The organism is Vibrio parahaemolyticus (assembly GCF_900460535.1).
In the GTDB taxonomy this organism is placed as follows: Bacteria; Pseudomonadota; Gammaproteobacteria; order Enterobacterales; family Vibrionaceae; genus Vibrio; species Vibrio parahaemolyticus.
On the sequence record NZ_UHIL01000001.1, the window covers coordinates 94,576 to 116,836 of the forward strand.

Below are 22,261 nucleotides of genomic sequence, written 5' to 3' on the forward strand. Positions count from 1 at the left end.
TTTTTTATCTCTGGCTTGGTAACTTCTCTTTGCCAAGAATCGCTTCCCACTCATCTTCGGTCACAGGCATGATCGAAAGGCGATTTCCGCGTTTCACCAGTGGCATGTTCTCAAGTTCAGGCATCGCTTTCATGACCGACAGTGGGATCACCCGCGCGGTTTTACGCACAAACTCAATATCGACCATGATCCAACGAGGGTTGTCTGGGTCCGATTTTGGGTCGTAATAATCACTTTCTGGGTCGAACTGAAAATGGTCGGGATAGGCTTCTCGCACGACTTTGGCAATCCCCGCCACGCCAACATTTTTACAGGAAGAGTGGTAAATCAGGACGAAATCGCCCACCTTTACTTGGTCACGCATCATATTGCGCGCCTGATAATTACGAACTCCCTCCCAACATGAAACCTTTTGGGTTCTAAGCGTGTCAATAGAAAAGGTATCTGGTTCTGTTTTAAATAACCAATATGCCATAATGCCATCCGATGCCGATTGAGTAACAATAATGAGGAAGATATAACATGAAGGCTTTGAAAAACCCAGTGGCACTCGCCACTCTGCTGGTTCTGCAAGCATGTAGTTCGCAACCGCCACAATCTGGCGCGGAAACACCAACCTCTCCACCAGCATCATTAGATAAGCCTGAAACTATTCAACCTCAAACTTTTATGTTGCGCGGCAAAGTAATCATCGGCCATGAAAGCCAATACATCATGCCTTGCGGCAGCGACAAACAATATTGGTTGCAACTGTCACCACAACAAATTCAACGCGCCATTAAGCTCGGCAATGAACCGTACCAAACCATGTATGGCGAAGTCATCGGTCATCTTAATCCTCCGGGCATTGATGGTTTCTCTGCGGATTTCGACGCCAACTTTGTGGTTGAGCAAGTGAACTTCCTCACTACCGAAAACCCAAATCGTTGCAGCCAACCGCAAAAACCGACGCGTGTATTTGGCAACGAGCCGTCTTGGGCAGCCAGTTTTGAAGCCAATGCGCTTAAGTTCCAACAGATGGGTAAAACCACCGAAATGCTGTCTATTCAAAGCAGTCAACTGCAGCCGCGCCAACGCACTTATAGGCTTGATGATGGTGAACTACGCATGACGGAAAACCTCTGTTCAGACACCATGAGTGACTCTTTATATGGCTGGAAAGCAACACTCAAACACGATGGAAACACTTACCAAGGGTGTGGCATGGCAGCGAACGTTGATGCAACGCTTAGCTGGGAAAATACCTATGTAGCCACCTCAACGCAATCACAAGGCTTTGAGGTGCAAATGACCTTAAACCCTGACCACAGCGCCACGACGAAATACAGCTACTCAAACGGTCAAGACCCATTAGTGGAACGCGGCTTCTGGCAACAGTTGAGCCCGTCGCAAGTTCAAGTTGTGATGACCCACCACCAGCAACAACGTTTGATGTCTGAGCGACTCTTTACGCGCGAAGGCAACCAACTCAAAGCCACCAAGGAAAAAGTGGGCAGCATGGTGTACCCGATCGCCGATGGTGGCTTAGTGCTTTACCCAGCAACCGTTCGTGATGCAGGCGTTCAACAACCGGCGGCGAAGCGCGCAGACCAACCTATCGGCAGTGCTGACGTCCCATCCAGTGCCGATTTCGATTCCAAAGTCGATGCTGCGGTACGTAACTACTTCTTCATCCATCAAACCGACCCAAGCAATAACCAATACCGCTGGCTAACGTACGATCTCAATGGTGATGGTAATGAAGAACTGCTGGTTCAATTGGATTGGTGCGGCTCAGGCGGTTGTACGCTCTTGGTGTTCGAAAACCATGAAAAAGAATGGCGCTTCAACAGTCGAATTACACTGGTAAGAAGCCCAATGATGCTCGGCCAACAAACGTCGCACGGTTGGCGCGACCTGATTTTCGATGTTAGTGGCGGCGGCGCAACACCAGCAAAACATGTCATGCAGTACACTGGCGTAAGCTACCCTCTGAACCCGAGCATGGCACCAACAGCCACACCTGAACAAATCAGTGGTGTTCGTCTGTTCTCGGATGGTATTAGCCCAGTGCGTGAAGGGGTTCGACTGTAATGTCACAACCGTGTCCCCATTGCGGTTTTCAGTTCAACTGTATTTGCTTGCTGGTGCCTAAACTCACCAGCAAGCACGAAATACTGCTATTGATGCACCCAAATGAGCTAACTCGTGACACCAATACGGGCCAGCTATTACAGCATTGCCAACTCAACGTCGAGCAAGCAATCTGGGATCGCAAACAACCACCAGCAGAGTTGCTCACTCGCTTGGCTGATCCTTCGCTGTACCCGGTGATTTTATTCCCAAGTGAAGAAAGCATCACACTCGAACATGTGGAAATGCAAAGCCAGCAACAAGCCAAAATGCCGCTGTACATTATTTTGGATGCCACTTGGCAAGAAGCGCGCAAGATGATCAATAAGAGTCGCTGGTTAGAAGGTATCCCTACCATGGGACTTTCCGCACTCGCCGATTCTCAATATCAACTGCGACGTAATCAGCAACAAGGCAACTTGTGCACCTTTGAGGTTGCTGCCCACTTATTAGGTCAACTTGGTGAACAAGATAACCAACAGCAAATGCATACGTTCTTTACTCACTACCTTGCGCTGTTCCAAGCCGAGAAAAGTGGCCATGCTCTCAAGTCGTCACCACGCTCTCTCGAGTAAACCCAATCGACGAAACAAAAAACGCAGCCAAGGCTGCGTTTTTTTATTGGCATTGTTTCACGTGAAACACGACTAAAACAGACGCGTAGGTTCACCTAAGTAGTAGCCTTGCAGATAATCGACGCCCATATCCTGCGCGATTTTGCACACCTCTCGATTGTGCACAAACTCCGCGACCGTTTCTGCATTAAACACCTGACACAAACGCACCAACTGAGAAGCTATTTTGCGCTGCTTTAAATCCTTATCGATGTCTCGAATCAAGCTGCCATCTAGCTTTATCACTTCCGGCTCTAGCTTTAAGATCTCATCAATATTGGAGTATCCAGAACCAAAATCGTCCACGATAATGCGCGCACCCAGTTTTCTGAAATGGCTGCACACTTCTATCATACGACCGTAATCTTTAATCTGTTCAGACTCCAGTACTTCCAGCCCTATTCGCGTCGGCTCATTCAACTGGCTAATTTCATGCTCCAGCAACATCAACGTTTTGTCGCTCAACAAATCTTGCGGAGACAGGTTAATCGAGAAATCCCCTTTCTTATCTCGCATGTAATGCAGCGTCGAGCGGATCATGTGACGACTCAATCTGGTGTACAAATGCGTGTCTGAGATGATCGGTAAAAATCGCCCTGGAGCAATCACTGTTCCGTCTTCTTCTAAAATCCGCACCAGACATTCTTGGCTGGCAGGAAGATGACTGTAAGCGTGCACAATCGGTTGGCTATACGTAATAATGTTCTGCTTGAGAATCGCGCGGCTGACGCAACTCAACCACCCTAGTTGCTCTTTACGTACATCTTCACTGACTTCGATGTCTTTAGCGTTGCAAATATGCGTGTTGCTGCGAACGCCAGAACGACGCGCTTCTATGCCTTTTAATAAGAGCTCATCAGGAGAAGCCGAAGGAAAATCACGACGGCTAACCAAGCCACCACACAAGGAAATAGACAGGTAATCAATTTCGCGCAGGCCGAGCGGCTCAAAGTTAGTTTGCTCAACCGCATCAGCAAAACGAGTAAAGTGCTGTTTTATCGTCTCGCTACTTTGTTCAGCCTTAAACACAAAAGCCCACTCACCTACACCGATGCTGTACAGTTGCAGCGCCGCTGGCATGCCTAAGCGCTTTCTCAATCGATTGGTAAAATGCATCGAAAGATCTTTGAGCAGCTGGTCTCCGACTCGATACCCGTACTTTTCGTTGATGTGGCTGAAATTGAGCAGCTTAAGCGTTAACAAATGCTCGTCACAATCGATGTGACTTAAGCGCTCTTGCAGCGCCACGCGATTTTGCAGCCCCGTGCGACTGTCACGACGGTAGCTTTCTTGTAACTTGCGAGTTTGACGATCAAGTTGATAACCCATGTGAGCGTTCATATGATTCAAATCGCCAATCGCATTGCGTATTAAGCTAAACAGCGGTGAAATCGAAGCGCTCACTTGCGGTTTAGGCAAATTCAGCGATTGCACCTCATCGCCTTCGCGCATCGCAAGGTACGTCAAACTGTGGTGAAGAATTTCTGGCTGGCCAATGTCACCATGTATTTCACCCATGCAGTAGCTGCCAAAGCTCGCGGCAATATCCATAAACGCCTGCACTTCATCACTACTATCAATAAAATCCAGCCGTGAGGCACAGTTGTAAATCATCACTACTTCTGGCTGATGCATAGCAAGTTCCACCACCCCATGACGCACTTGTTCTAACGTCAGAGAAGGATGGTTATAGCAAAACTGAACCTCATCACCGAGGCACCACGGCCTATCGAAACTCATGCTTCCATCAGCGTGAAGTTCTGTGACGGTACAAACTTCCTTGCGCCCCAACGTTTCTCGATACAACGGGAAACTGAGTAATTGGTTAATCGTCACGTCGTGCCCGTCGGCAAGATAATGCTTGTAAACATCGAGGGCTTTACGCTCTCCTAAGCAATACAAGCGCGTGCCTTTCGCATGCGTCACTTTGTGCGGCATGCCGATTGGGTTCCACTCGGAATACGCGTCTGTCCAAGTTTTCAAAGTATCACTGTGCAAAGCCACTGCCACTACGGCGTTGTCGTATGTCTGGTTTTGATAGAGCACCCAACAGCCGTCTTCTATGGTCTGCGCTAATCCACCAGACACTCGCACGTTTTCGGTCGCAAAAGTTTGATACAAAGGATAATCACGACGTTCGATTTGCACGGCAAAACTGATGATGACTTGAGAGTTGCTTTGTAACTGCAGCGAACGTTTGAGCTCGCCACCGTCTATATCGGGAGAGAAAGAATACGCTTGGACGGCAGACGTTAGCGTGGTTTGGTCAAACTCAATCAGGTTGATGAGGCAGCCAGAGGTAAAAATGTCGCCATCCAAAATTATATTGCGAGTACTGTGACCGATGACATGAGCATTGGGCAACATCGACAAAACCGCTTTGGCGAGTGCAGCCGCACATTCTCGCGATTGCGTAGACAAAATTTGCACCAAATACTGTTTATCTGGGTGCAACTGAGAAGTGACTAAAAAGTCATTAAGCTGACTTACATCGTGGACCCGTTTGGAAAAAGCTCGCATGTACCCTACTACTGCCGTAACACTATTTTCACCACGATGAGTGGCGTCGTTATTTTTACTTTAGGCTTAGTAATTTACGTTTCTTTTTGATGCTTTTCTAGGCACAAAATGACTTTAGAATGGATTAATGCGAAAGCAATTAAAAAAGTGTGAGTAACGGCTGCAAACTATTGATTTCAATGTCAGGTAACGTACTTGTTCTTGAATGATTAATGACATTTTTATTCATATCATTAAACCAACATGCGGCAAAACCCGCTAACTTTGCACCATATACATCCGTCGTGAGGTGGTCACCAACATGCAAAATGTTTTCGGCAGGTAAATCGAGGAACTGCTGCGCTTTGACAAACAAATCGGCAGCAGGCTTGGCGAGACCGTCAGGGCCCGCTTTTAATACGAGTTGGAAGTATGGCGTCAAACCGATTTTATCTAAGTCGACATTACCATTGGTGATCGCCACCAGAGGAAGGCGTTCTCCCAACTCCGCCAATACATCGAGACTTTGCTGCGGCACGTCAAACTGACTGCGCCATTCCAACGCCAGTTGCACGCCCTCTTCCGCTGCAACTTGAGCTTGCGCTTCATCGTAGCCAACGGATAGAAAACCATGCTTTAACTGCACTAGGCGCCAAAGCGTCACATCGCTTTTGAGATCAGGACTTTGCTGGAGCACATGTTTTTTTACCTGCAACCAATCGGCCTTTTCCATGTGCGCCACTGCAGGATGCGTTTGTTGCAACCAGGTCAGTAACTCGCGCTCCATACGGACAATCACTGGATGGTTGTCATACAGCGTGTCATCCAGATCGAATGTCATAGCCTTAATCGGCTCGATACGGCGGTAAAATTTCATGCTTTGGCTCACTCCCCGTTCTTTTTGCGGGCGCGTGGGTGGGCTTGGTCATACGCTTGCGCTAGATGCTGGAAATCCAAGTGTGTGTAGATTTGGGTCGTCGATATGTTCTCGTGACCTAAAAGCTCTTGCACCGCACGTAAGTTGTTGCTCGACTCCAGCATGTGCGTGGCAAATGAGTGGCGCAACTTATGTGGGCTAATGTGACTGGCTACAGACTGTTTTTGTCCCCACTCGGCCATGCGTTTTTGCACGCTACGGTGCGAAATACGGGTTCCGAGTTTAGACACAAACAATGCAGGTTCACCTGGCGCTGCTAAGTCACCACGAACGCGCAGCCACTTACCAACCCATTCCGTTGCCATCCCCGAAAAAGGCACTTTACGTTCTTTGTCACCTTTACCGATAACACGAAGCTCGCCACTGCGCAGCTGCACATCTCGCACATCCACACTGACCAACTCGGCTAAACGCAGGCCGGCACCGTACATCAGCTCCATCATTGCGCGATCGCGGATCGCCAATGGGTCATCTTCATTCACTTCGAGCAGTTGATTCACTTCATCCACATCGAGGTTTTTTGGCAGCGGGCGCTTTTTACGAGGTGCAGACACCCCTTTGGCAGGGTTGGCTGACATCTCACCACGCAAAATCAAGAAATCGAAAAAGCTACGCAGCGAAGACAAGCGCGTAGCTAAGCTGCTGGCCTTCATGCCTTCTCGCATGCCTTTACCCGCAAGTTGTCGAACCCAGCCAGCATCAACTTGAGACCAATCTTTCAGTCCCATTTCGGCAAGATGCTGCGCCATGGTTTCCAACTGTTGCTTGTAATTGCGTTGAGTGTGCAAGCTGAGCCCCTTTTCGCTTCGCAAGAATTCGTAAAAGCGTTCAAGAGGCTTTTGAAGACTATTTGGCAGAGGAGTGTTGGGAGTTGTCGTCATCGTAACTTTGCCATACCAATGTTTGAGCAAGATGTGCCACTACTAAGGATAGGTGACGCAAAAACAAGGTATCCATATCTGGTTGGAAATGACCGCCATCTTCGCTAGAAAACGCAAGCACGCCAAGCGTCTGCTTCTTCACCAGCGGCAGTACCACATAGGAACCCATTTCTGGCACATCCATATTGCCAAACAACGCTTCACGATCCACTTTACGCAAGCGGCCCAAATAAGCCTCTTTGCCATTTAGGTGGTTGGTCGCAAAACGCTGGTAATGTTCTTTGCTAAGTTGCGTCGATGCATCGCATTGGCTAAACAAGCGAACATACGCACGCAGTCCGAGATCTTTGGCTTTTAGCTCTATCGCGCTAATAACTTGCTTGAAGTCACCGCACTTTAGAATCGAGCCCTGCAAATCCATGAACTCGTAGAAGGTACGATCGTTGTTTGCCGCAAGCGACATTAACGTGGTGATCTCTTCTTCAAGCTCTTCAATACGCTGACGCTGGCGATTCATTTGAATATGCACCAACGAAACCGTACCTAAATCCGAATGTGGAAAAGACAGACGATCCACCAGCTCAGGGCGCTCAACAAAAAAGTCAGGGTGATCTTTTAGGTATTCAGCCACCACTTCTGCCGTTAATGCGTCAGCTTCAACTTGAGACAAACCGTTTCCTTTTTCTTTGACTAGCACGACAGTTGACCATCAAATACGTGAGTTGCAGGACCGGTCATAAAGAGTGGTTTGCCCGGGCCTTGCCAAGAAATATGCAGCTCACCACCAGGTAGCGATACTTTCACACTCTCATCCAAAAGTCCTTGCAAAATACCCACAGCCACCGCGCCACATGCACCGCTACCACAAGCTTGTGTTTCACCTGCGCCGCGCTCGTAAACTCGAAGACGAATGTGGTCACGACTCACCACTTGCATAAAGCCAGCGTTCACACGTTCAGGGAAGCGTTCGTGTGATTCAAGCAGCGGACCTAGAGTGTCCACATCTGCGGTATCCACGTCATCCACTACTGTCACCACATGCGGGTTACCCATGCTGACGGCACCACAAAACAGCGTCTTGTCACCCGCGCGCATGATGTAGGTTTTTTCTTTCTGCTTCGCTTTGAACGGAATTTTGTTCGGTTCAAACTCTGGCACACCCATGTTGACCGTCACTTCACCGTCGTCTTCCACATCAAGAATCATCTTACCTTTCTTGGTGCTCACGCTGATGCTGTATTTATTGGTCAACCCTTTCAAACGAACAAAACGCGCGAAACAGCGCGCGCCGTTGCCGCATTGCTCCACTTCACTGCCATCGGCATTAAAAATGCGATAGTGGAAGTCGGTTTCAGGATCATAAGGTGCTTCTACCACAAGCAATTGGTCAAAACCGACGCCAGTGTGACGATCCGCCAAACGACGGATCAAGTCTTGCGAGAAAAACACGTTCTGGGTAATGCAGTCGACGACCATGAAGTCGTTGCCCAAACCGTGCATTTTGGAAAAGTGGAAATGCATTTGTTGTGTGTTACTCCGGTAGAATCTGTTCCAGCTGCCACAAACTGGTCAGCTCTTCACGCTGGCGAACAAGGTGGCTTTGATTACCATCCACCATTACTTCTGCCGCTCGGGTACGAGTATTGTAGTTCGAAGACATCACAAAACCATAGGCACCTGCTGAACGAACCGCGAGTAGATCACCTTCTTGCAAAACGAGCGCGCGATCTTTACCCAAGAAGTCACCAGTTTCACAAATCGGGCCAACCAAATCGTAAGTTTGTGGCTCACCATTACGAGGGGAAACAGGCACAATATCTTGCCAAGCTTGGTACAGTGCTGGACGCATCAAGTCATTCATCGCCGCATCAATGATGGCAAAGTTTTTATGCTCAGTGTGTTTGAGGAATTCCACACGGGTGAGCAAAATACCGGCGTTTGCTGCAATCGCACGGCCTGGTTCAAAAATCAGTTCTAGGTCTTGATGATTTTCAAGACGCCCCAACAACGCTTTCGCGTAATCAGAAGGCTGAGGCGGTAATTCATCACGATATACCACGCCTAAACCACCACCAACGTCGAGGTGACGAATGTTGATGCCTTGTGCTTTCAGGTCATCAATCAAAGCCAGCAAACGGTCGGTTGCATCAATAAATGGGTCAATGCTCGTTAACTGAGAACCAATATGGCAGTCGATACCTTGCACATTCAGATTAGGTAGGCTCTGGGCGAATTGATACACTTCTGGCGCGCGGTCAAACGCAATGCCAAATTTGTTGTCACGAAGACCAGTCGAAATATAAGGGTGAGTTTTCGCGTCAACATCTGGGTTAATACGTAGCGAAATAGGCGCAATCACACCAAGCTCACCCGCCACTTTATTCAAGCGTTCAAGTTCCGGCTCTGATTCAACGTTGAAGCACTTGATGCCAAGCTCTAGTGCGCGCTTCATTTCTGCTGGCGTTTTACCCACACCAGAAAACACGACTTTCTTCGCATCACCGCCCGCTGCAATCACACGCTCTAGTTCACCACCAGATACGATATCAAAACCCGAACCCAAACGAGCCAGCGCGTTCAGTACGCCCAAGTTTGAGTTGGCTTTTACTGCGTAGCACACAAGATGAGGATGTTGACCCACAGCACTATCAAACGCCTTCCAGTGGCGCTCTAGCGTGGCTCGAGAATATACGTAAAGAGGAGTGCCATATTGCTCGGCAAGAGCTTGAAGTGGGACGTCTTCGGCCCAAAGTTGGCCATCATCCTGATAGTTGAAGTAATCCAAAATTCGCTTCCCTTATTTAATTCGACTGCTGAACCCTAATTTCACCCAAAGGTGCGGTTATTTATTGTGATTGCTCGTTTTGTTGTGCGTCATCTGGGATGTAAAGCGAGCCAGATTGGCCACACCCTGCCAGCATCGCGGCAGCCATCACAAACAACACAGTTACTAATTTTTTCATTTGGCATATCGTGATTATTGAATCAATGCCCCCTATAATCGCACCACACTCAGGAAAAGCAATAGGATAGACGGATGAACGATACTGAATTTCATCAACTGGTGGATGCGCAGATGCAAATCATCGAAGAATCCATCGATGATTCAGGCGCAGACATTGATTACGAGGTGTCTGGCAACGTAATGACATTAGAGTTTGAAGACCGCAGCCAGATCATCATCAACCGCCAAGAGCCAATGCATGAGATTTGGTTGGCCTCAAAATCGGGCGGTTTCCACTTCAAGTTAGTGGAAGACAAATGGACCTGCTCAAAAACGGGTATGGAGCTGTTTGAAATGGTGAAGCAAGAGTGTGAAAAACACGCTGGCGAAGAGATTGATTGGGCATAAATCCTCTCGATGAACACCAAAACAAAAAGAGCACCTCGGTGCTCTTTTGTTTATGGATATGTTTACGTTACGCGTTTACCGCTTTAGTAGGACGATGCGGTGAGCACCCATCATTGCGATAAGGAATGATGTAAGCGTTACCCTCTTCAGGGTGAATGATCTGATAGTACTGCGGTAAGTTGAAGTTAATAAACTTAGACGCCACGCGGCTGTCGTCTTTAACCGAAGTGTAGAAGCTGTTGACCGAGGCGATCATCTCATCTTTTGAGCCACTGAACTGGTGATACACTTCCACTTGGTTCGACTCATCCAATACATAAATGTTGAAACCATCTTCGTTATCTTCAAAGAAGAATTGCACCAAACCTTCACTGGCAAAACCATCCACCGCTTCTGGTAATTGGTATTCTTGCTCACGGTCGAGCATTAACAGCGGCGAGCCTTTTAGCTTGTTGGTAGAAATGCTGCGGTAGAAATCGATGGAGTTTTCTAACTTCTGCACCGACACACCACGGCGTTCAAAGAACAATCCGTAGGTTTGGTTACCAAGACGCATCGCTTTAAAGCGGCGGCGTTTTTCTTGCTCCACCGGCTTCAAACGCAAGTCGATGCATTCCGCAAGAAGCTGATACACCATATTACGCATCACACCACGCATGTTCTTCGCGTAGCAGAACACGTCGACCGATTCTGGTGGCAACGCATCTTGGTGCATTTTGCCCAAAATGGTTTTTAGCGCATCCAACATCGCCGTTTCGCCTTTGAAATGCAGTGTACGCACTTCATGCCAGGAGTTGCGGTAAACCAAATCGACACTGCCGACTAAGTTTTTATGTTCCGGACCAAAACTGAAGATATCGGTATTTTTCACATCCACCTTCAGTGAACGCCCGGACAGCTCTGACGTAGGGTCATTTTCGAAGTTGATGAACATCGCCAACTGGCTGATTTCACACGGGCTCGCTAACGCTTGCATCGTCGGACGACGTTTACGCAGTGCAAAGGTATTTCGTAAGTCACTCACCATTTGGTAGAACTTATCAATATCTAGCTGTGCTTCACGCACCACGGCATGCAAACGCGTGGATTCGGTGATGAGGCCATTAAAGAAAGCCCACGAGACCAGTTTGCTCAAGTACTCGTGATGCTCAAGACATGGCTGCCCAAGAATGCGATGTGCGATCAATGGTTGCTTGTAGAGATACCAACCCGACTTGTTCACCCCACCTTCTTTAACTTCGATGAAGCTCAAATCTGGTTCATGTAAATCAGGGGAAATTTGTGGGTTCAGCAACGTTACTTTGCCCGGCAACACTTCAAACGCAGCGTACAACTTACGCGCAAGAATGCTGATGTCTTGCGGGCTGATCGCGGATGTGATGTCGTTGCGACGCGCAAACTGAATCAAGTTACGGTAGCTCTGCATCAATGCATCAAGCAACGCATGATGCACGACTTTCACCTGTTCAACTTTCCAGTTGCGACGGTCATCGAGCTCGGCAACCACGCTGTCATCCCAATTCCATTTCGCAATCATGTCGCTCAGCGCTTCACGACGCCAAGCCACCGAACCGACATCGGGTTCACGCGATAGCTTTTCATGGGTTTTGAGATAAAAACAACGACGCACCAAATCCAAACGTGTATCGTCTTGAATTCGTTCTAAATAGCGCGTAACTTTTTCCAACATTAAGTAGTATGCGTCCATGCCATAGAGATCTGGCTCATGGGCAAAGAATCGACGCTTGGTATCAATACTTAACAGTTGTGTGTGCGGGTATTCCCACGAGTAAGCTTCTAGCAGAATGGCTTTTAATACCGATTTGTATGGCGAATCGATACTTTTGTACAGTTGCCACAAGTTCGAGCCAAAGTATTCTTCGGCAGGAATGCGGTTCAACTTACCAAAATCGATCCACTCGCTACAGTCGATGTAGCCATCGCTGCACAATTGAGAAACGTACTCGTCGTAACACTCTTCCATTTCTGGTGGCACAATTTGCCATAACAGGCGCTGGCCAGCGATACGCACTGCACTGCGATAGAACTCATCAAGCAAAAGCAAATGCTGTGAGGAGCCGCAGTTGTCACCCGTCATCTCTTCAGAATGGTTACTTCTAAAACGCTCTTCATCCATCAAGAAGAAGTTTGCTTCCACCCCTTGGCTTTGCGCCCAATCGGTGATCAGCAAACATTTGTTGGTGAGCAGTTCACGTTCGTCGCAATCCATCTCTGGCGAAATACATACCCAAATGTCTAAATCGCTGGAAGTGCTTTGACCAATCGATGACGTACTACCCATGGTATATAAGCCCAAGATCGCTGGCTTTTCTGCCGTCTTGAGTGGCTGACCAATAGCGAGTTGTATGTCGTCGATGAATTGCTGTTGGATAGGATTGAGTTCAAGACCGTGTACGCCGTACGGAACGTCAGCGTCGTAGTAGCCCGGAATGACTGGGTGATTGTAGTTCAGTAAGGCAGGAATCAAGTGGAAAACTTGCTGGCTTTGCGAATCCATAAGCGCCAGCGCGCGATCGATACGCTGCTGGTTCAAATTGTCTAATCGCTGAATGATGGTATAGGTGTAAGCCTGCAAGGGTAATTCCTTGGTTGAACAATCACGGACATCTGCTGATGTTTTAAACCAAAACGGCCTAAAAACGTGATCAATTTAACACTTTCATTGGAGTTGGTAAAGTTTTCCACCCGTAATTCGCACCGGACGTAAAACCATACTTTAGTCACAAAAATGAAGACGCGGTAGTGTCGCTTGTAATCGCCTCTAACTAATAATAGTCCTTAGTCTAATTGAGAATCCAGTCACACTATTTTCACAACCTTATGTAAATCCTTCCTTAGCCCCACGAGATAACTAACTAACAGTAAGCATTTCTTTATGAGAATGGTAGGATAAAGCCAAATCCAAACAGCATTGAGAAGATCATGACCCAATCCACACCAATTCGCATTGCAACTCGAAAAAGCCCACTTGCACTATGGCAAGCTCATTTTGTTAAAGACGCTCTTCAAGCCGCTCATCCTGGCTTGGAAGTCGAGTTGGTAACCATGGTGACCAAAGGTGACGTGATTTTGGATACACCGCTGGCTAAAGTTGGTGGCAAAGGCTTGTTCGTTAAAGAACTTGAAGTTGCCATGCTTGAAGGCCGCGCCGATCTAGCCGTGCACTCAATGAAAGACGTACCTGTCGACTTCCCTGAAGGCCTTGGCCTCGTGACCATTTGCGAGCGCGAAGACCCTCGCGACGCCTTCGTTTCTAATACCTATAGCAGCATTGATGAACTCCCTCAAGGTGCGGTCGTCGGTACTTGCAGTTTGCGTCGCCAATGCCAACTGAAAGAATACCGCCCAGACATCATTATCAAAGAACTGCGTGGCAACGTGGGGACTCGACTTGGCAAACTGGATGCGGGTGAGTACGACGCTATCATTCTTGCAGCCGCAGGTCTAAAGCGCTTGAAATTGGAAGACCGAATTCGCAGCTTTATCGAACCAGAACAATCACTGCCAGCGGTTGGCCAAGGCGCAGTCGGTATTGAATGCCGCGTAGACGACGAACGCTTACTCAAACTTCTGGAGCCACTCAACCATAAAGACACTGCCGATCGCGTGTTGTGCGAACGTGCCATGAACCTGACTCTTGAAGGTGGCTGTCAGGTGCCAATCGGTAGCTACGCGCTACTTGAAGGTGATGAAATTTGGCTTCGCGCGCTCGTCGGAGAACCAGATGGCAGCGAAATTGTGCGTGGCGAAGTGCGTGGTCACCGTAAAGATGGAGAAGCGCTCGGTATCCAGTTGGCTAACGAGCTACTTGATAACGGTGCCCGCGACATTCTAACCAAGCTGTACGCAGACCACGATTAATCATGGCAGTGTTGGTCACTCGGCCGGGAGAGCAAGGCAGCGCGCTTTGCTCTCTGCTCGAAAGGCACGGCATTTCCGCACACCACCATCCGCTGATCGACATTGTTGCCGATCTCACGGACACGCACCTCACGACTCATCTCCATCAAGCTCAAATAGTTATCGCCGTTAGCCGACACGCCGTGCAATGCGCCCAGCAAATCCTAACCAGCAATGACGCATCATGGCCGAAACAAGCGGTATACCTTGCCGTTGGTCAAAAAACAGCACACTATTTAAGCAAATGCACCCAACAGAAAGTACACTATCCCGAAGTCAGTGATAGTGAACACTTATTGCGACTTCCAGCGTTACAGAATGTAGAACAGCAGCAGGTTCTTATCCTTCGTGGTAACGGAGGAAGAGAGCTGATCAAAGATGCATTGGTGAGACGCGGAGCAAAAGTTCACTATAGTGAGACTTACAAGAGAGAATTCATCCCATTCGATCCAGTAAGCTGTGTCTCACTATGGAAAACCCTACAAATTGACCAGATCGTCGTCACCAGTGGTGAACAACTGGATTATTTGTGCAGCCAATTGACGTCAGAGCAATTGACTTGGCTTAATCAACAAGAGTTGTATATCCCCAGCCAGCGCATCGCTGACATTGCAATTCAAAGGGGGTTCACTCGGGTGAGGTGCACAGGAAGCGCATCCAACCAAGAATTACTGGCTGCTCTCCAGCCCTAGCTACACAGGATATAGGCATGACAAGTAAAAATAACGACCAAAAAAATAACGATAAAAACCTTTCCGAAGAAACCTCATCGGCACCGCTAGCTGAAAAAGACGCACCGAAAAAGGATGCTGAATCTAAAAAGGAAGCCTCTAAACCGGTTGAGCCTGCAAAACCAGCAGAACCAACAAAGGTTGAATTTGAAGAGAAGCAAGGCAAACGTGGCGTCAAGCTCGGCACAGTAGCGATCATTCTTTCAATCATCTTCGGTGGCGGTCTCGCTTATAAACTTCACGAGCAACAAGTTGATTACCAAACCCAAATCGCTCAGCTACAAAACCAACTAGAAAAAGCGCAAGCTTCGATGAAGCAAGAGCTAAACCAAGTTAAAGAAGAAACCATCGAGAAAGCGACCACAGTAACGCACAAAGCAGAAGTGGTGCTTGGTCAACAACAAAAGAGCATTGAAAGTTTACAACTCGCCGTCGCAGATGTGAAAGGCCGACGTCCGAACGACTGGCTATTGGCAGAGGCGGATTACCTTGTGAAGTTGGCTGGTCGTAAACTGTTCTTAGAGCATGACGTAGAAAGCGCAACTCAACTAATGGAAAGCGCAGACCAACGTATTGCCGCGCTAAACGATCCAAGCTTAGTTAAACTGCGTAAAGCGATGGCAAACGACATTACCAAACTGCGCACTGTCCCATTGATTGACCGTGACGGTCTTGTTCTGCGTTTAACCGCTCTACAGCAGCAAGTAGATAAGTTACCTCTAGCAAATGCACTACTGCCGGAAGCCCAAGTCGTTGCTCAACATGAAGTATCAGAAGACATTTCAAACTGGCAAGATAATTTGATGACCTCTCTGAAAGACTTCTCTGAGAACTTTATTACTTTCCGTACTCGCGATGGCAACGTCATCCCATTATTGTCTCCAGAGCAGCATTTCTATTTAAAAGAAAACATCAAGGCCAAACTGGAAACAGCAATCAAAGCGGTTTACCAAGAGCAAGGCGAAATCTACACCACGTCGTTAACGACAGCTGACAAGTGGGCGATGGCTTTCTTCAATCAAGACGACAATGCGGTGAAAGAATTCAACAAAGCACTCAACCAATTAAGCCAACAAAATATTCAAGTTGAGTACCCTGCAAAACTGGAAAGCCAATCTCAGCTATCGGATGTGATTCGTGAGCGACTACGTCGTGAAGTGACAACAATGACAGGTACGGGGGATAAATAATGATTCGCCTTATTTTCCTATTTGTCGTTCTAGGTGCAGGTCTATTTGCCGGTACTCAGTTTTCTGGTCAACAAGGATATGTACTGATCTCAATAGCAAACAAGACCATCGAAATGAGCGTGACCACTTTGGTGATCTTCGTTATCGCTGCGCTAGCTGGTCTTTTCCTCCTTGAATACCTGATTAAAAAATTGGTTTACGCGAGCTCAAGCACTTGGAACTACTTCAGCGTACGTAAAATGCGTCGTTCTCGTCGCTACACCAATGAAGGCATTATCAAGCTCCTTGAAGGTGATTGGAAAGGTGCAGAGAAGAAAGTCACTCGTTGGGCAAATCACCACGATATGCCACTACTTTGCTACCTCGTTGCTTCTGAAGCAGCTCAAGGTCAAGGTGATAAAGCAAAACGCGATCATTATCTTGCATTAGCTAGCCAACAGGAGAATGCTCATCTCGCTGTCGAACTGACTCGAGCCAAGCAATTTATTCGTGATAATGAGTTCGAAGCCGCTTTCGATACCCTGCAATCTCTAAAAGGCCAATACCCAAATAACTCGATTGTCTTGAACTTACTCAAAACAACTTACATGCAGCTTAAATTGTGGCAGCCATTGATTGACCTAATGCCACAACTGGCGAAAGCAAAGCTAGTAACGGAAGAAGAGCAAGCAGAACTGATTCAGAAAGCACAATGTGGTTTACTGCATGAAGTCGCGCAACAACAAGGTAGCGAAGGGCTAATTTCTCATTGGAACAGTCTGGCTCGTAAAGTGAAGCAAGACACGCATCTTATTGCTTGTTTTGCACGTGAGCTTATCGCTCGTAAAGCCGATACCGAAGCCTTTACCGTACTAAAAGAAGCACTGAAAAAGCAGCCTGAACCAGAACTTTACCAACTACTGCCAGACTTAAACCTACCAGATATCCATCCTGTAGTAGTCTTCCTAGAAGGCGTAGTAAAGAAAGAAGCTGACAACGCAGCGGCACACAGCGCTCTAGCACACTTCTACTTCCGTCAAGAGAAATGGCAACAAGCTCAGGAGCACTTTGAAATAGCTCTAAAACTTCGCTCAGACGTATCTGACTATGCTTTCCTAGCAGACACACTAGAGAAGCAAAATCTAACCAAAGCAGCTCATGAAGTCTCTCGTAAAGCTCTGATGCTAGTTCAGCACGACTAACTAATAACAACATTATCAAGCCGACAGTAAACTGTCGGCTTTTTTATTGCCTGCCATTTATCCATAACCATCAACACGTATTAAATTAACTAGAAACCCAGCTCCTCTCTTAAACTACTCGCTACAGTTTGACCCTTATCGTTTTTTGGCATTTCTCCACCCGCGCCAATGAGCACCACTCAGCAGACAAGTAATACCAATCTAAGTAAAAACATGACCCACAGAACTGATCCGCTATGGACAGCCTCAATAATATCGACGTTAAAAAACTCGCAAGTCAGCAAAAATCCATTCAGATGAAAATGAGGCCACTGACCCTTACTCATTTCAAAGATGGACACTCACGTACACAAATCGCCAAGTTTCTCAAGGTAAGCCGAACCAGTGTCAATAAGTAGGTTCAAACCTTTCTTGAAGAATGGCTGGAAGGACGACAAGAAAAGCCAAGAACAGGAAGACCACCATTCTTAACTTCCGAGCAAAGAGAGCAATTGAGCCAATGCATAAAAGATAAAGCCAATGACTTTAAAACTGTCAGTGTCATCAAACTTCTTCTCCAGAGCTAAACTCTATCGAACAAGTCTGGAGTGGGTTGAAACAACGCTATTTAGCCACCAATCTTTTACGGGTTACGATGACATCATCTCCAAAGTCTGCGATGCATGAAATCGGTTTTTGGATAGCTCCAAAAGAGTCACCAAAATGTCTTCGAGAAGATGGATAGACCTGACCAGTTAGTTTTCCAGATTGGGACAACCCCCTCTCATTTCCAGCTTGCGCTGAAATAAAAAAAGCCTCGCTATTTCTAGCGAGGCTTCTTAATTGTACAGAGAGTCTGGGTCACGACCAACTTGGGATTAAATACAAACCCCATCTAATTCTCAAACGTCAAAAATGACGAAAGCCTGCAAATTACTTTGCAGGCTTTCTGTATAGTGGCGGAGAGATAGGGATTTGAACCCTAGATACGCTATTAACGTATGCCGGTTTTCAAGACCGGTGCTTTCAACCACTCAGCCATCTCTCCACAAATTGTCATCATCAGATTAGTACACTGAAGGTGTTGTTACACGTAGTACGGGTAACGATATTTAAAGCCTGGCGATGTCCTACTCTCACATGGGGAAACCCCACACTACCATCGGCGCTATTTCGTTTCACTTCTGAGTTCGGAATGGAGTCAGGTGGGTCCAAAACGCTATGGTCGCCAAGCAAATTCTTTAATTCGGAAAGCTGTTTTTGTGTTCTCTACACATTCAATTCTGTTCTTGCTTCGAGTCCATCAAAACCCCTTGGGTGTTGTATGGTTAAGCCTCACGGGCAATTAGTATCAGTTAGCTCAATGCCTCACAGCACTTACACACCTGACCTATCAACGTCGTAGTCTCCGACAACCCTTTAGGATACTTAAAGTATCAGGGAAGACTCATCTCAGGGCTCGCTTCCCGCTTAGATGCTTTCAGCGGTTATCGATTCCGAACTTAGCTACCGGGCAATGCGTCTGGCGACACAACCCGAACACCAGAGGTTCGTCCACTCCGGTCCTCTCGTACTAGGAGCAGCCCCCTTCAATCTTCCAACGCCCACGGCAGATAGGGACCGAACTGTCTCACGACGTTCTAAACCCAGCTCGCGTACCACTTTAAATGGCGAACAGCCATACCCTTGGGACCGACTTCAGCCCCAGGATGTGATGAGCCGACATCGAGGTGCCAAACACCGCCGTCGATATGAACTCTTGGGCGGTATCAGCCTGTTATCCCCGGAGTACCTTTTATCCGTTGAGCGATGGCCCTTCCATTCAGAACCACCGGATCACTATGACCTGCTTTCGCACCTGCTCGAATTGTCATTCTCGCAGTCAAGCGGGCTTATGCCATTGCACTAACCTCACGATGTCCAACCGTGATTAGCCCACCTTCGTGCTCCTCCGTTACTCTTTGGGAGGAGACCGCCCCAGTCAAACTACCCACCAGGCACTGTCCGCAACCCCGATTAGGGGTCGACGTTAGAACATCAACACTACAAGGGTGGTATTTCAAGGACGGCTCCACACATACTGGCGTACGTGCTTCAAAGCCTCCCACCTATCCTACACATGTAGGGTCAATGTTCAGTGCCAAGCTGTAGTAAAGGTTCACGGGGTCTTTCCGTCTAGCCGCGGGTACACTGCATCTTCACAGCGATTTCAATTTCACTGAGTCTCGGGTGGAGACAGCGTGGCCATCATTACGCCATTCGTGCAGGTCGGAACTTACCCGACAAGGAATTTCGCTACCTTAGGACCGTTATAGTTACGGCCGCCGTTTACCGGGGCTTCGATCAAGAGCTTCGACCGAAGTCTAACCCCATCAATTAACCTTCCGGCACCGGGCAGGCGTCACACCGTATACGTCATCTTACGATTTTGCACAGTGCTGTGTTTTTAATAAACAGTTGCAGCCACCTGGTATCTGCGACTCTCAATAGCTCCATCCGCAAGGGACTTCACCGTCGAGAGCGTACCTTCTCCCGAAGTTACGGTACCATTTTGCCTAGTTCCTTCACCCGAGTTCTCTCAAGCGCCTTGGTATTCTCTACCCGACCACCTGTGTCGGTTTGGGGTACGATTCCTTACAATCTGAAGCTTAGAGGCTTTTCCTGGAAGCATGGCATCAATGACTTCACACCCGTAGGTGCTCGACGTCGTGTCTCAGCCTTAAAAAGAGCCGGATTTACCTAACTCTTAAGCCTACGCACTTGAACCTGGACAACCGTCGCCAGGCCCACCTAGCCTTCTCCGTCCCCCCATCGCAATTGTAAGAAGTACGGGAATATTAACCCGTTTCCCATCGACTACGCCTTTCGGCCTCGCCTTAGGGGTCGACTTACCCTGCCCCGATTAACGTTGGACAGGAACCCTTGGTCTTCCGGCGAGGAGGTTTTTCACCCCCTTTATCGTTACTCATGTCAGCATTCGCACTTCTGATACGTCCAGCATGCGTTACCACACACCTTCAACCGCTTACAGAACGCTCCCCTACCCAATATACAAAAGTATATTGCCGCAGCTTCGGTTTACTACTTAGCCCCGTTACATCTTCCGCGCAGGCCGACTCGACCAGTGAGCTATTACGCTTTCTTTAAATGATGGCTGCTTCTAAGCCAACATCCTGGCTGTCTGAGCCTTCCCACATCGTTTCCCACTTAGTAGTAATTTGGGACCTTAGCTGGCGGTCTGGGTTGTTTCCCTCTCCACGACGGACGTTAGCACCCGCCGTGTGTCTCCCGGATAGTACTTACTGGTATTCGGAGTTTGCAAAGGGTTGGTAAGTCGGGATGACCCCCTAGCCTTAACAGTGCTCTACCCCCAGTAGTATTCGTCCGAGGCGCTACCTAAATAGCTTTCGGGGAGAACCAGCTATCTCCAGGTTTGATTGGCCTTTCACCCCTAGCCACAAGTCATCCGCTAATTTTTCAACATTAGTCGGTTCGGTCCTCCAGTTGATGTTACTCAACCTTCAACCTGCCCATGGCTAGATCACCTGGTTTCGGGTCTATATCCAGAGACTGAACGCCCAGTTAAGACTCGGTTTCCCTACGGCTCCCCTAGATGGTTAACCTTGCCACTGAATATAAGTCGCTGACCCATTATACAAAAGGTACGCAGTCACAGGACAAAGCCTGCTCCTACTGCTTGTACGTACACGGTTTCAGGTTCTATTTCACTCCCCTCACAGGGGTTCTTTTCGCCTTTCCCTCACGGTACTGGTTCACTATCGGTCAGTCAGTAGTATTTAGCCTTGGAGGATGGTCCCCCCATATTCAGACAGGATATCACGTGTCCCGCCCTACTCGATTTCACTGAACACACGTCGTCAACTACGGGACTATCACCCTGTATCGTCGGACTTTCCAGACCGTTCGTCTAACGCGTGTAAAGCTTAAGGGCTAGTCCAATTTCGCTCGCCGCTACTTTCGGAATCTCGGTTGATTTCTTTTCCTCGGGGTACTTAGATGTTTCAGTTCCCCCGGTTCGCCTCCTTACCCTATGTATTCAGGTAAGGATACGTGCTTATGCACGTGGGTTTCCCCATTCAGAAATCCCAGACTCAAATGGTTGTTACTACCTAATCTGGGCTTATCGCAAGTTACTACGTCTTTCATCGCCTCTGACTGCCAAGGCATCCACCGTGTACGCTTAGTCACTTAACCATACAACCCGAAGGAGTTTCGAGTTGATGAACAAGTCACCAAAGTTGTCTGCAATTTTTATACATGATGCAGACTCGATTTTGCCGGACTCAAATTCCAAGAACACTTGAATGTGTTATTTTGGTGTTTGTCTTAAAGACAAACATTGAGAACTTTACAAACAACAATAAATTGTTGTTTTGTCAGCTTTCCAAATTGTTAAAGAGCTATGTTTCTTCACAAGGAAGTACATTTTCTAAAGACTTTCAGAGTCGAAGATTCTAACCACATACGTCTTACTGAAGTGGTTTGGAATTCCTATCCAAAAATACTTAGAGAATGGTGGGCGATACCGGGCTCGAACCAGTGACCCCCTGCTTGTAAGGCAGGTGCTCTCCCAACTGAGCTAATCGCCCACATAAGTTTTAATTCTTCGTGGAGAATAATGGTGGGTCGTGCAGGATTCGAACCTGCGACCAATTGATTAAAAGTCAACTGCTCTACCAACTGAGCTAACGACCCAATGGTATCCCGTAGGGGAGTCGAACCCCTGTTACCGCCGTGAAAGGGCGGTGTCCTAGGCCTCTAGACGAACGGGACACTGGATTGAAGAGTTTGGGAACTCTTCTTCTCTTTACTTTATAAACCGTATCAATCTGTGTGGACACTC

Annotated in this window: 16 protein-coding genes, 4 tRNA genes and 2 rRNA genes; 7 read left to right on the plus strand and 15 right to left on the minus strand. The window is 47.8% G+C overall.

Annotation, left to right across the window (positions count from 1 at the left end; genetic code table 11):
• Positions 1–4: 4 nt before the first annotated feature.
• Positions 5–475, minus strand: coding sequence for an EVE domain-containing protein (locus DYB02_RS00515; RefSeq protein ID WP_011106124.1), 471 nt, complete (start codon positions 473–475; stop codon positions 5–7).
• Between the two features lie 47 nt (positions 476–522).
• Here DYB02_RS00515 and DYB02_RS00520 point away from each other — a divergent pair, with 47 nt between their 5' ends.
• Together DYB02_RS00520 and DYB02_RS00525 are read left to right on the plus strand one after the other, a co-directional pair.
• The gene (locus DYB02_RS00520) at positions 523–2,073 is read left to right on the plus strand and encodes a COG3650 family protein (protein WP_029853553.1); all 1,551 of its coding nucleotides are present in this window, start codon (positions 523–525) and stop codon (positions 2,071–2,073) included.
• Complete coding sequence (locus DYB02_RS00525; protein WP_021453890.1) at positions 2,073–2,687, plus strand: tRNA-uridine aminocarboxypropyltransferase; 615 nt, start codon at positions 2,073–2,075, stop codon at positions 2,685–2,687. Before DYB02_RS00520 ends, DYB02_RS00525 begins: the two co-directional genes overlap by 1 nt.
• A gap of 72 nt (positions 2,688–2,759) precedes the next feature.
• On the opposite strand, the gene DYB02_RS00530 is transcribed toward DYB02_RS00525, so the two are convergent.
• From DYB02_RS00530 to lptM, 7 genes are all read right to left on the minus strand, one after another.
• The gene (locus tag DYB02_RS00530) at positions 2,760–5,246 is read right to left on the minus strand and encodes an EAL domain-containing protein (RefSeq protein WP_029805039.1); all 2,487 of its coding nucleotides are present in this window, start codon (positions 5,244–5,246) and stop codon (positions 2,760–2,762) included.
• Between the two features lie 139 nt (positions 5,247–5,385).
• Positions 5,386–6,102: a 5-amino-6-(5-phospho-D-ribitylamino)uracil phosphatase YigB gene (yigB, locus tag DYB02_RS00535; RefSeq protein ID WP_029805038.1), complete on the minus strand. Its 717-nt coding sequence runs from the start codon at positions 6,100–6,102 to the stop codon at positions 5,386–5,388.
• A gap of 8 nt (positions 6,103–6,110) precedes the next feature.
• Positions 6,111–7,043, minus strand: a complete 933-nt coding sequence (gene xerC, locus DYB02_RS00540; protein ID WP_005459099.1) for a tyrosine recombinase XerC — start codon at positions 7,041–7,043, stop codon at positions 6,111–6,113.
• Entirely contained in the window at positions 7,009–7,740 is a 732-nt protein-coding gene (locus tag DYB02_RS00545; protein ID WP_020839837.1) for a DUF484 family protein, read from the minus strand. The genes xerC and DYB02_RS00545 overlap by 35 nt, the downstream gene beginning before the upstream one ends.
• Positions 7,734–8,564, minus strand: a complete 831-nt coding sequence (dapF, locus tag DYB02_RS00550; protein WP_005459097.1) for a diaminopimelate epimerase — start codon at positions 8,562–8,564, stop codon at positions 7,734–7,736. Before dapF ends, DYB02_RS00545 begins: the two co-directional genes overlap by 7 nt.
• A 10-nt stretch (positions 8,565–8,574) precedes the next feature.
• Entirely contained in the window at positions 8,575–9,828 is a 1,254-nt protein-coding gene (lysA, locus tag DYB02_RS00555; RefSeq protein WP_005459130.1) for a diaminopimelate decarboxylase, read from the minus strand.
• A 61-nt stretch (positions 9,829–9,889) separates the two neighbouring features.
• Positions 9,890–10,006 carry an LPS translocon maturation chaperone LptM gene (lptM, locus tag DYB02_RS26175; protein ID WP_005459128.1) on the minus strand — a complete coding sequence of 39 codons (117 nt, stop codon included), beginning with the start codon at positions 10,004–10,006 and terminating at the stop codon, positions 9,890–9,892.
• Positions 10,007–10,080: 74 nt separating this feature from the next.
• Between lptM and cyaY the strand changes: the two genes are divergently transcribed.
• Positions 10,081–10,395 carry an iron donor protein CyaY gene (gene cyaY / locus DYB02_RS00565; RefSeq protein WP_005459084.1) on the plus strand — a complete coding sequence of 105 codons (315 nt, stop codon included), beginning with the start codon at positions 10,081–10,083 and terminating at the stop codon, positions 10,393–10,395.
• 67 nt (positions 10,396–10,462) lie between these two features.
• Here cyaY and DYB02_RS00570 read toward each other — a convergent pair whose 3' ends face one another.
• The gene (locus tag DYB02_RS00570) at positions 10,463–12,991 is read right to left on the minus strand and encodes a class I adenylate cyclase (protein WP_005496375.1); all 2,529 of its coding nucleotides are present in this window, start codon (positions 12,989–12,991) and stop codon (positions 10,463–10,465) included.
• A gap of 347 nt (positions 12,992–13,338) precedes the next feature.
• On the opposite strand from DYB02_RS00570, the gene hemC reads away from it, so the two are divergent.
• From hemC to DYB02_RS00590, 4 genes are read left to right on the plus strand one after another with little or no spacing between them, the layout of a single operon-like run.
• Positions 13,339–14,277, plus strand: a complete 939-nt coding sequence (gene hemC / locus DYB02_RS00575; protein ID WP_005496374.1) for a hydroxymethylbilane synthase — start codon at positions 13,339–13,341, stop codon at positions 14,275–14,277.
• Positions 14,278–14,279: 2 nt separating this feature from the next.
• Complete coding sequence (locus tag DYB02_RS00580) at positions 14,280–15,008, plus strand: uroporphyrinogen-III synthase (RefSeq protein WP_021822289.1); 729 nt, start codon at positions 14,280–14,282, stop codon at positions 15,006–15,008.
• Positions 15,009–15,025: 17 nt separating this feature from the next.
• The gene (locus tag DYB02_RS00585) at positions 15,026–16,237 is read left to right on the plus strand and encodes a uroporphyrinogen-III C-methyltransferase (protein WP_025522962.1); all 1,212 of its coding nucleotides are present in this window, start codon (positions 15,026–15,028) and stop codon (positions 16,235–16,237) included.
• Complete coding sequence (locus DYB02_RS00590) at positions 16,237–17,418, plus strand: heme biosynthesis protein HemY (RefSeq protein ID WP_024700463.1); 1,182 nt, start codon at positions 16,237–16,239, stop codon at positions 17,416–17,418. The genes DYB02_RS00585 and DYB02_RS00590 overlap by 1 nt, the downstream gene beginning before the upstream one ends.
• 936 nt (positions 17,419–18,354) lie before the next feature.
• On the opposite strand, the gene DYB02_RS00600 is transcribed toward DYB02_RS00590, so the two are convergent.
• The 6 genes from DYB02_RS00600 to DYB02_RS00630 form a co-directional block, all read right to left on the minus strand.
• Positions 18,355–18,445, minus strand: a tRNA-Ser gene (locus DYB02_RS00600).
• A gap of 69 nt (positions 18,446–18,514) precedes the next feature.
• Positions 18,515–18,630 (minus strand): 5S ribosomal RNA (gene rrf, locus DYB02_RS00605).
• Between the two features lie 91 nt (positions 18,631–18,721).
• Positions 18,722–21,612, minus strand: a 23S ribosomal RNA gene (locus DYB02_RS00610).
• Between the two features lie 319 nt (positions 21,613–21,931).
• Positions 21,932–22,007 (minus strand) — tRNA-Val (locus DYB02_RS00620).
• A 30-nt stretch (positions 22,008–22,037) separates the two neighbouring features.
• Positions 22,038–22,113, minus strand: a tRNA-Lys gene (locus tag DYB02_RS00625).
• Between the two features lie 2 nt (positions 22,114–22,115).
• A tRNA-Glu gene (locus DYB02_RS00630) sits at positions 22,116–22,191 on the minus strand.
• Positions 22,192–22,261: the final 70 nt, after the last annotated feature.

What these genes read in the sequence shown, in the direction of transcription:
- DYB02_RS00515 (WP_011106124.1), bottom strand. Translation starts at nt 475, where the DNA reads ATGGCATATTGGTTATTTAAAACAGAACCAGATACCTTTTCTATTGAC.
- DYB02_RS00520 (WP_029853553.1), top strand. Translation starts at nt 523, where the DNA reads ATGAAGGCTTTGAAAAACCCAGTGGCACTCGCCACTCTGCTGGTTCTG.
- DYB02_RS00525 (WP_021453890.1), top strand. Translation starts at nt 2,073, where the DNA reads ATGTCACAACCGTGTCCCCATTGCGGTTTTCAGTTCAACTGTATTTGC.
- DYB02_RS00530 (WP_029805039.1), bottom strand. Translation starts at nt 5,246, where the DNA reads ATGCGAGCTTTTTCCAAACGGGTCCACGATGTAAGTCAGCTTAATGAC.
- yigB (WP_029805038.1), bottom strand. Translation starts at nt 6,102, where the DNA reads ATGAAATTTTACCGCCGTATCGAGCCGATTAAGGCTATGACATTCGAT.
- xerC (WP_005459099.1), bottom strand. Translation starts at nt 7,043, where the DNA reads ATGACGACAACTCCCAACACTCCTCTGCCAAATAGTCTTCAAAAGCCT.
- dapF (WP_005459097.1), bottom strand. Translation starts at nt 8,564, where the DNA reads ATGCATTTCCACTTTTCCAAAATGCACGGTTTGGGCAACGACTTCATG.
- lptM (WP_005459128.1), bottom strand. Translation starts at nt 10,006, where the DNA reads ATGAAAAAATTAGTAACTGTGTTGTTTGTGATGGCTGCCGCGATGCTG.
- cyaY (WP_005459084.1), top strand. Translation starts at nt 10,081, where the DNA reads ATGAACGATACTGAATTTCATCAACTGGTGGATGCGCAGATGCAAATC.
- hemC (WP_005496374.1), top strand. Translation starts at nt 13,339, where the DNA reads ATGACCCAATCCACACCAATTCGCATTGCAACTCGAAAAAGCCCACTT.
- DYB02_RS00580 (WP_021822289.1), top strand. Translation starts at nt 14,280, where the DNA reads ATGGCAGTGTTGGTCACTCGGCCGGGAGAGCAAGGCAGCGCGCTTTGC.
- DYB02_RS00585 (WP_025522962.1), top strand. Translation starts at nt 15,026, where the DNA reads ATGACAAGTAAAAATAACGACCAAAAAAATAACGATAAAAACCTTTCC.
- DYB02_RS00590 (WP_024700463.1), top strand. Translation starts at nt 16,237, where the DNA reads ATGATTCGCCTTATTTTCCTATTTGTCGTTCTAGGTGCAGGTCTATTT.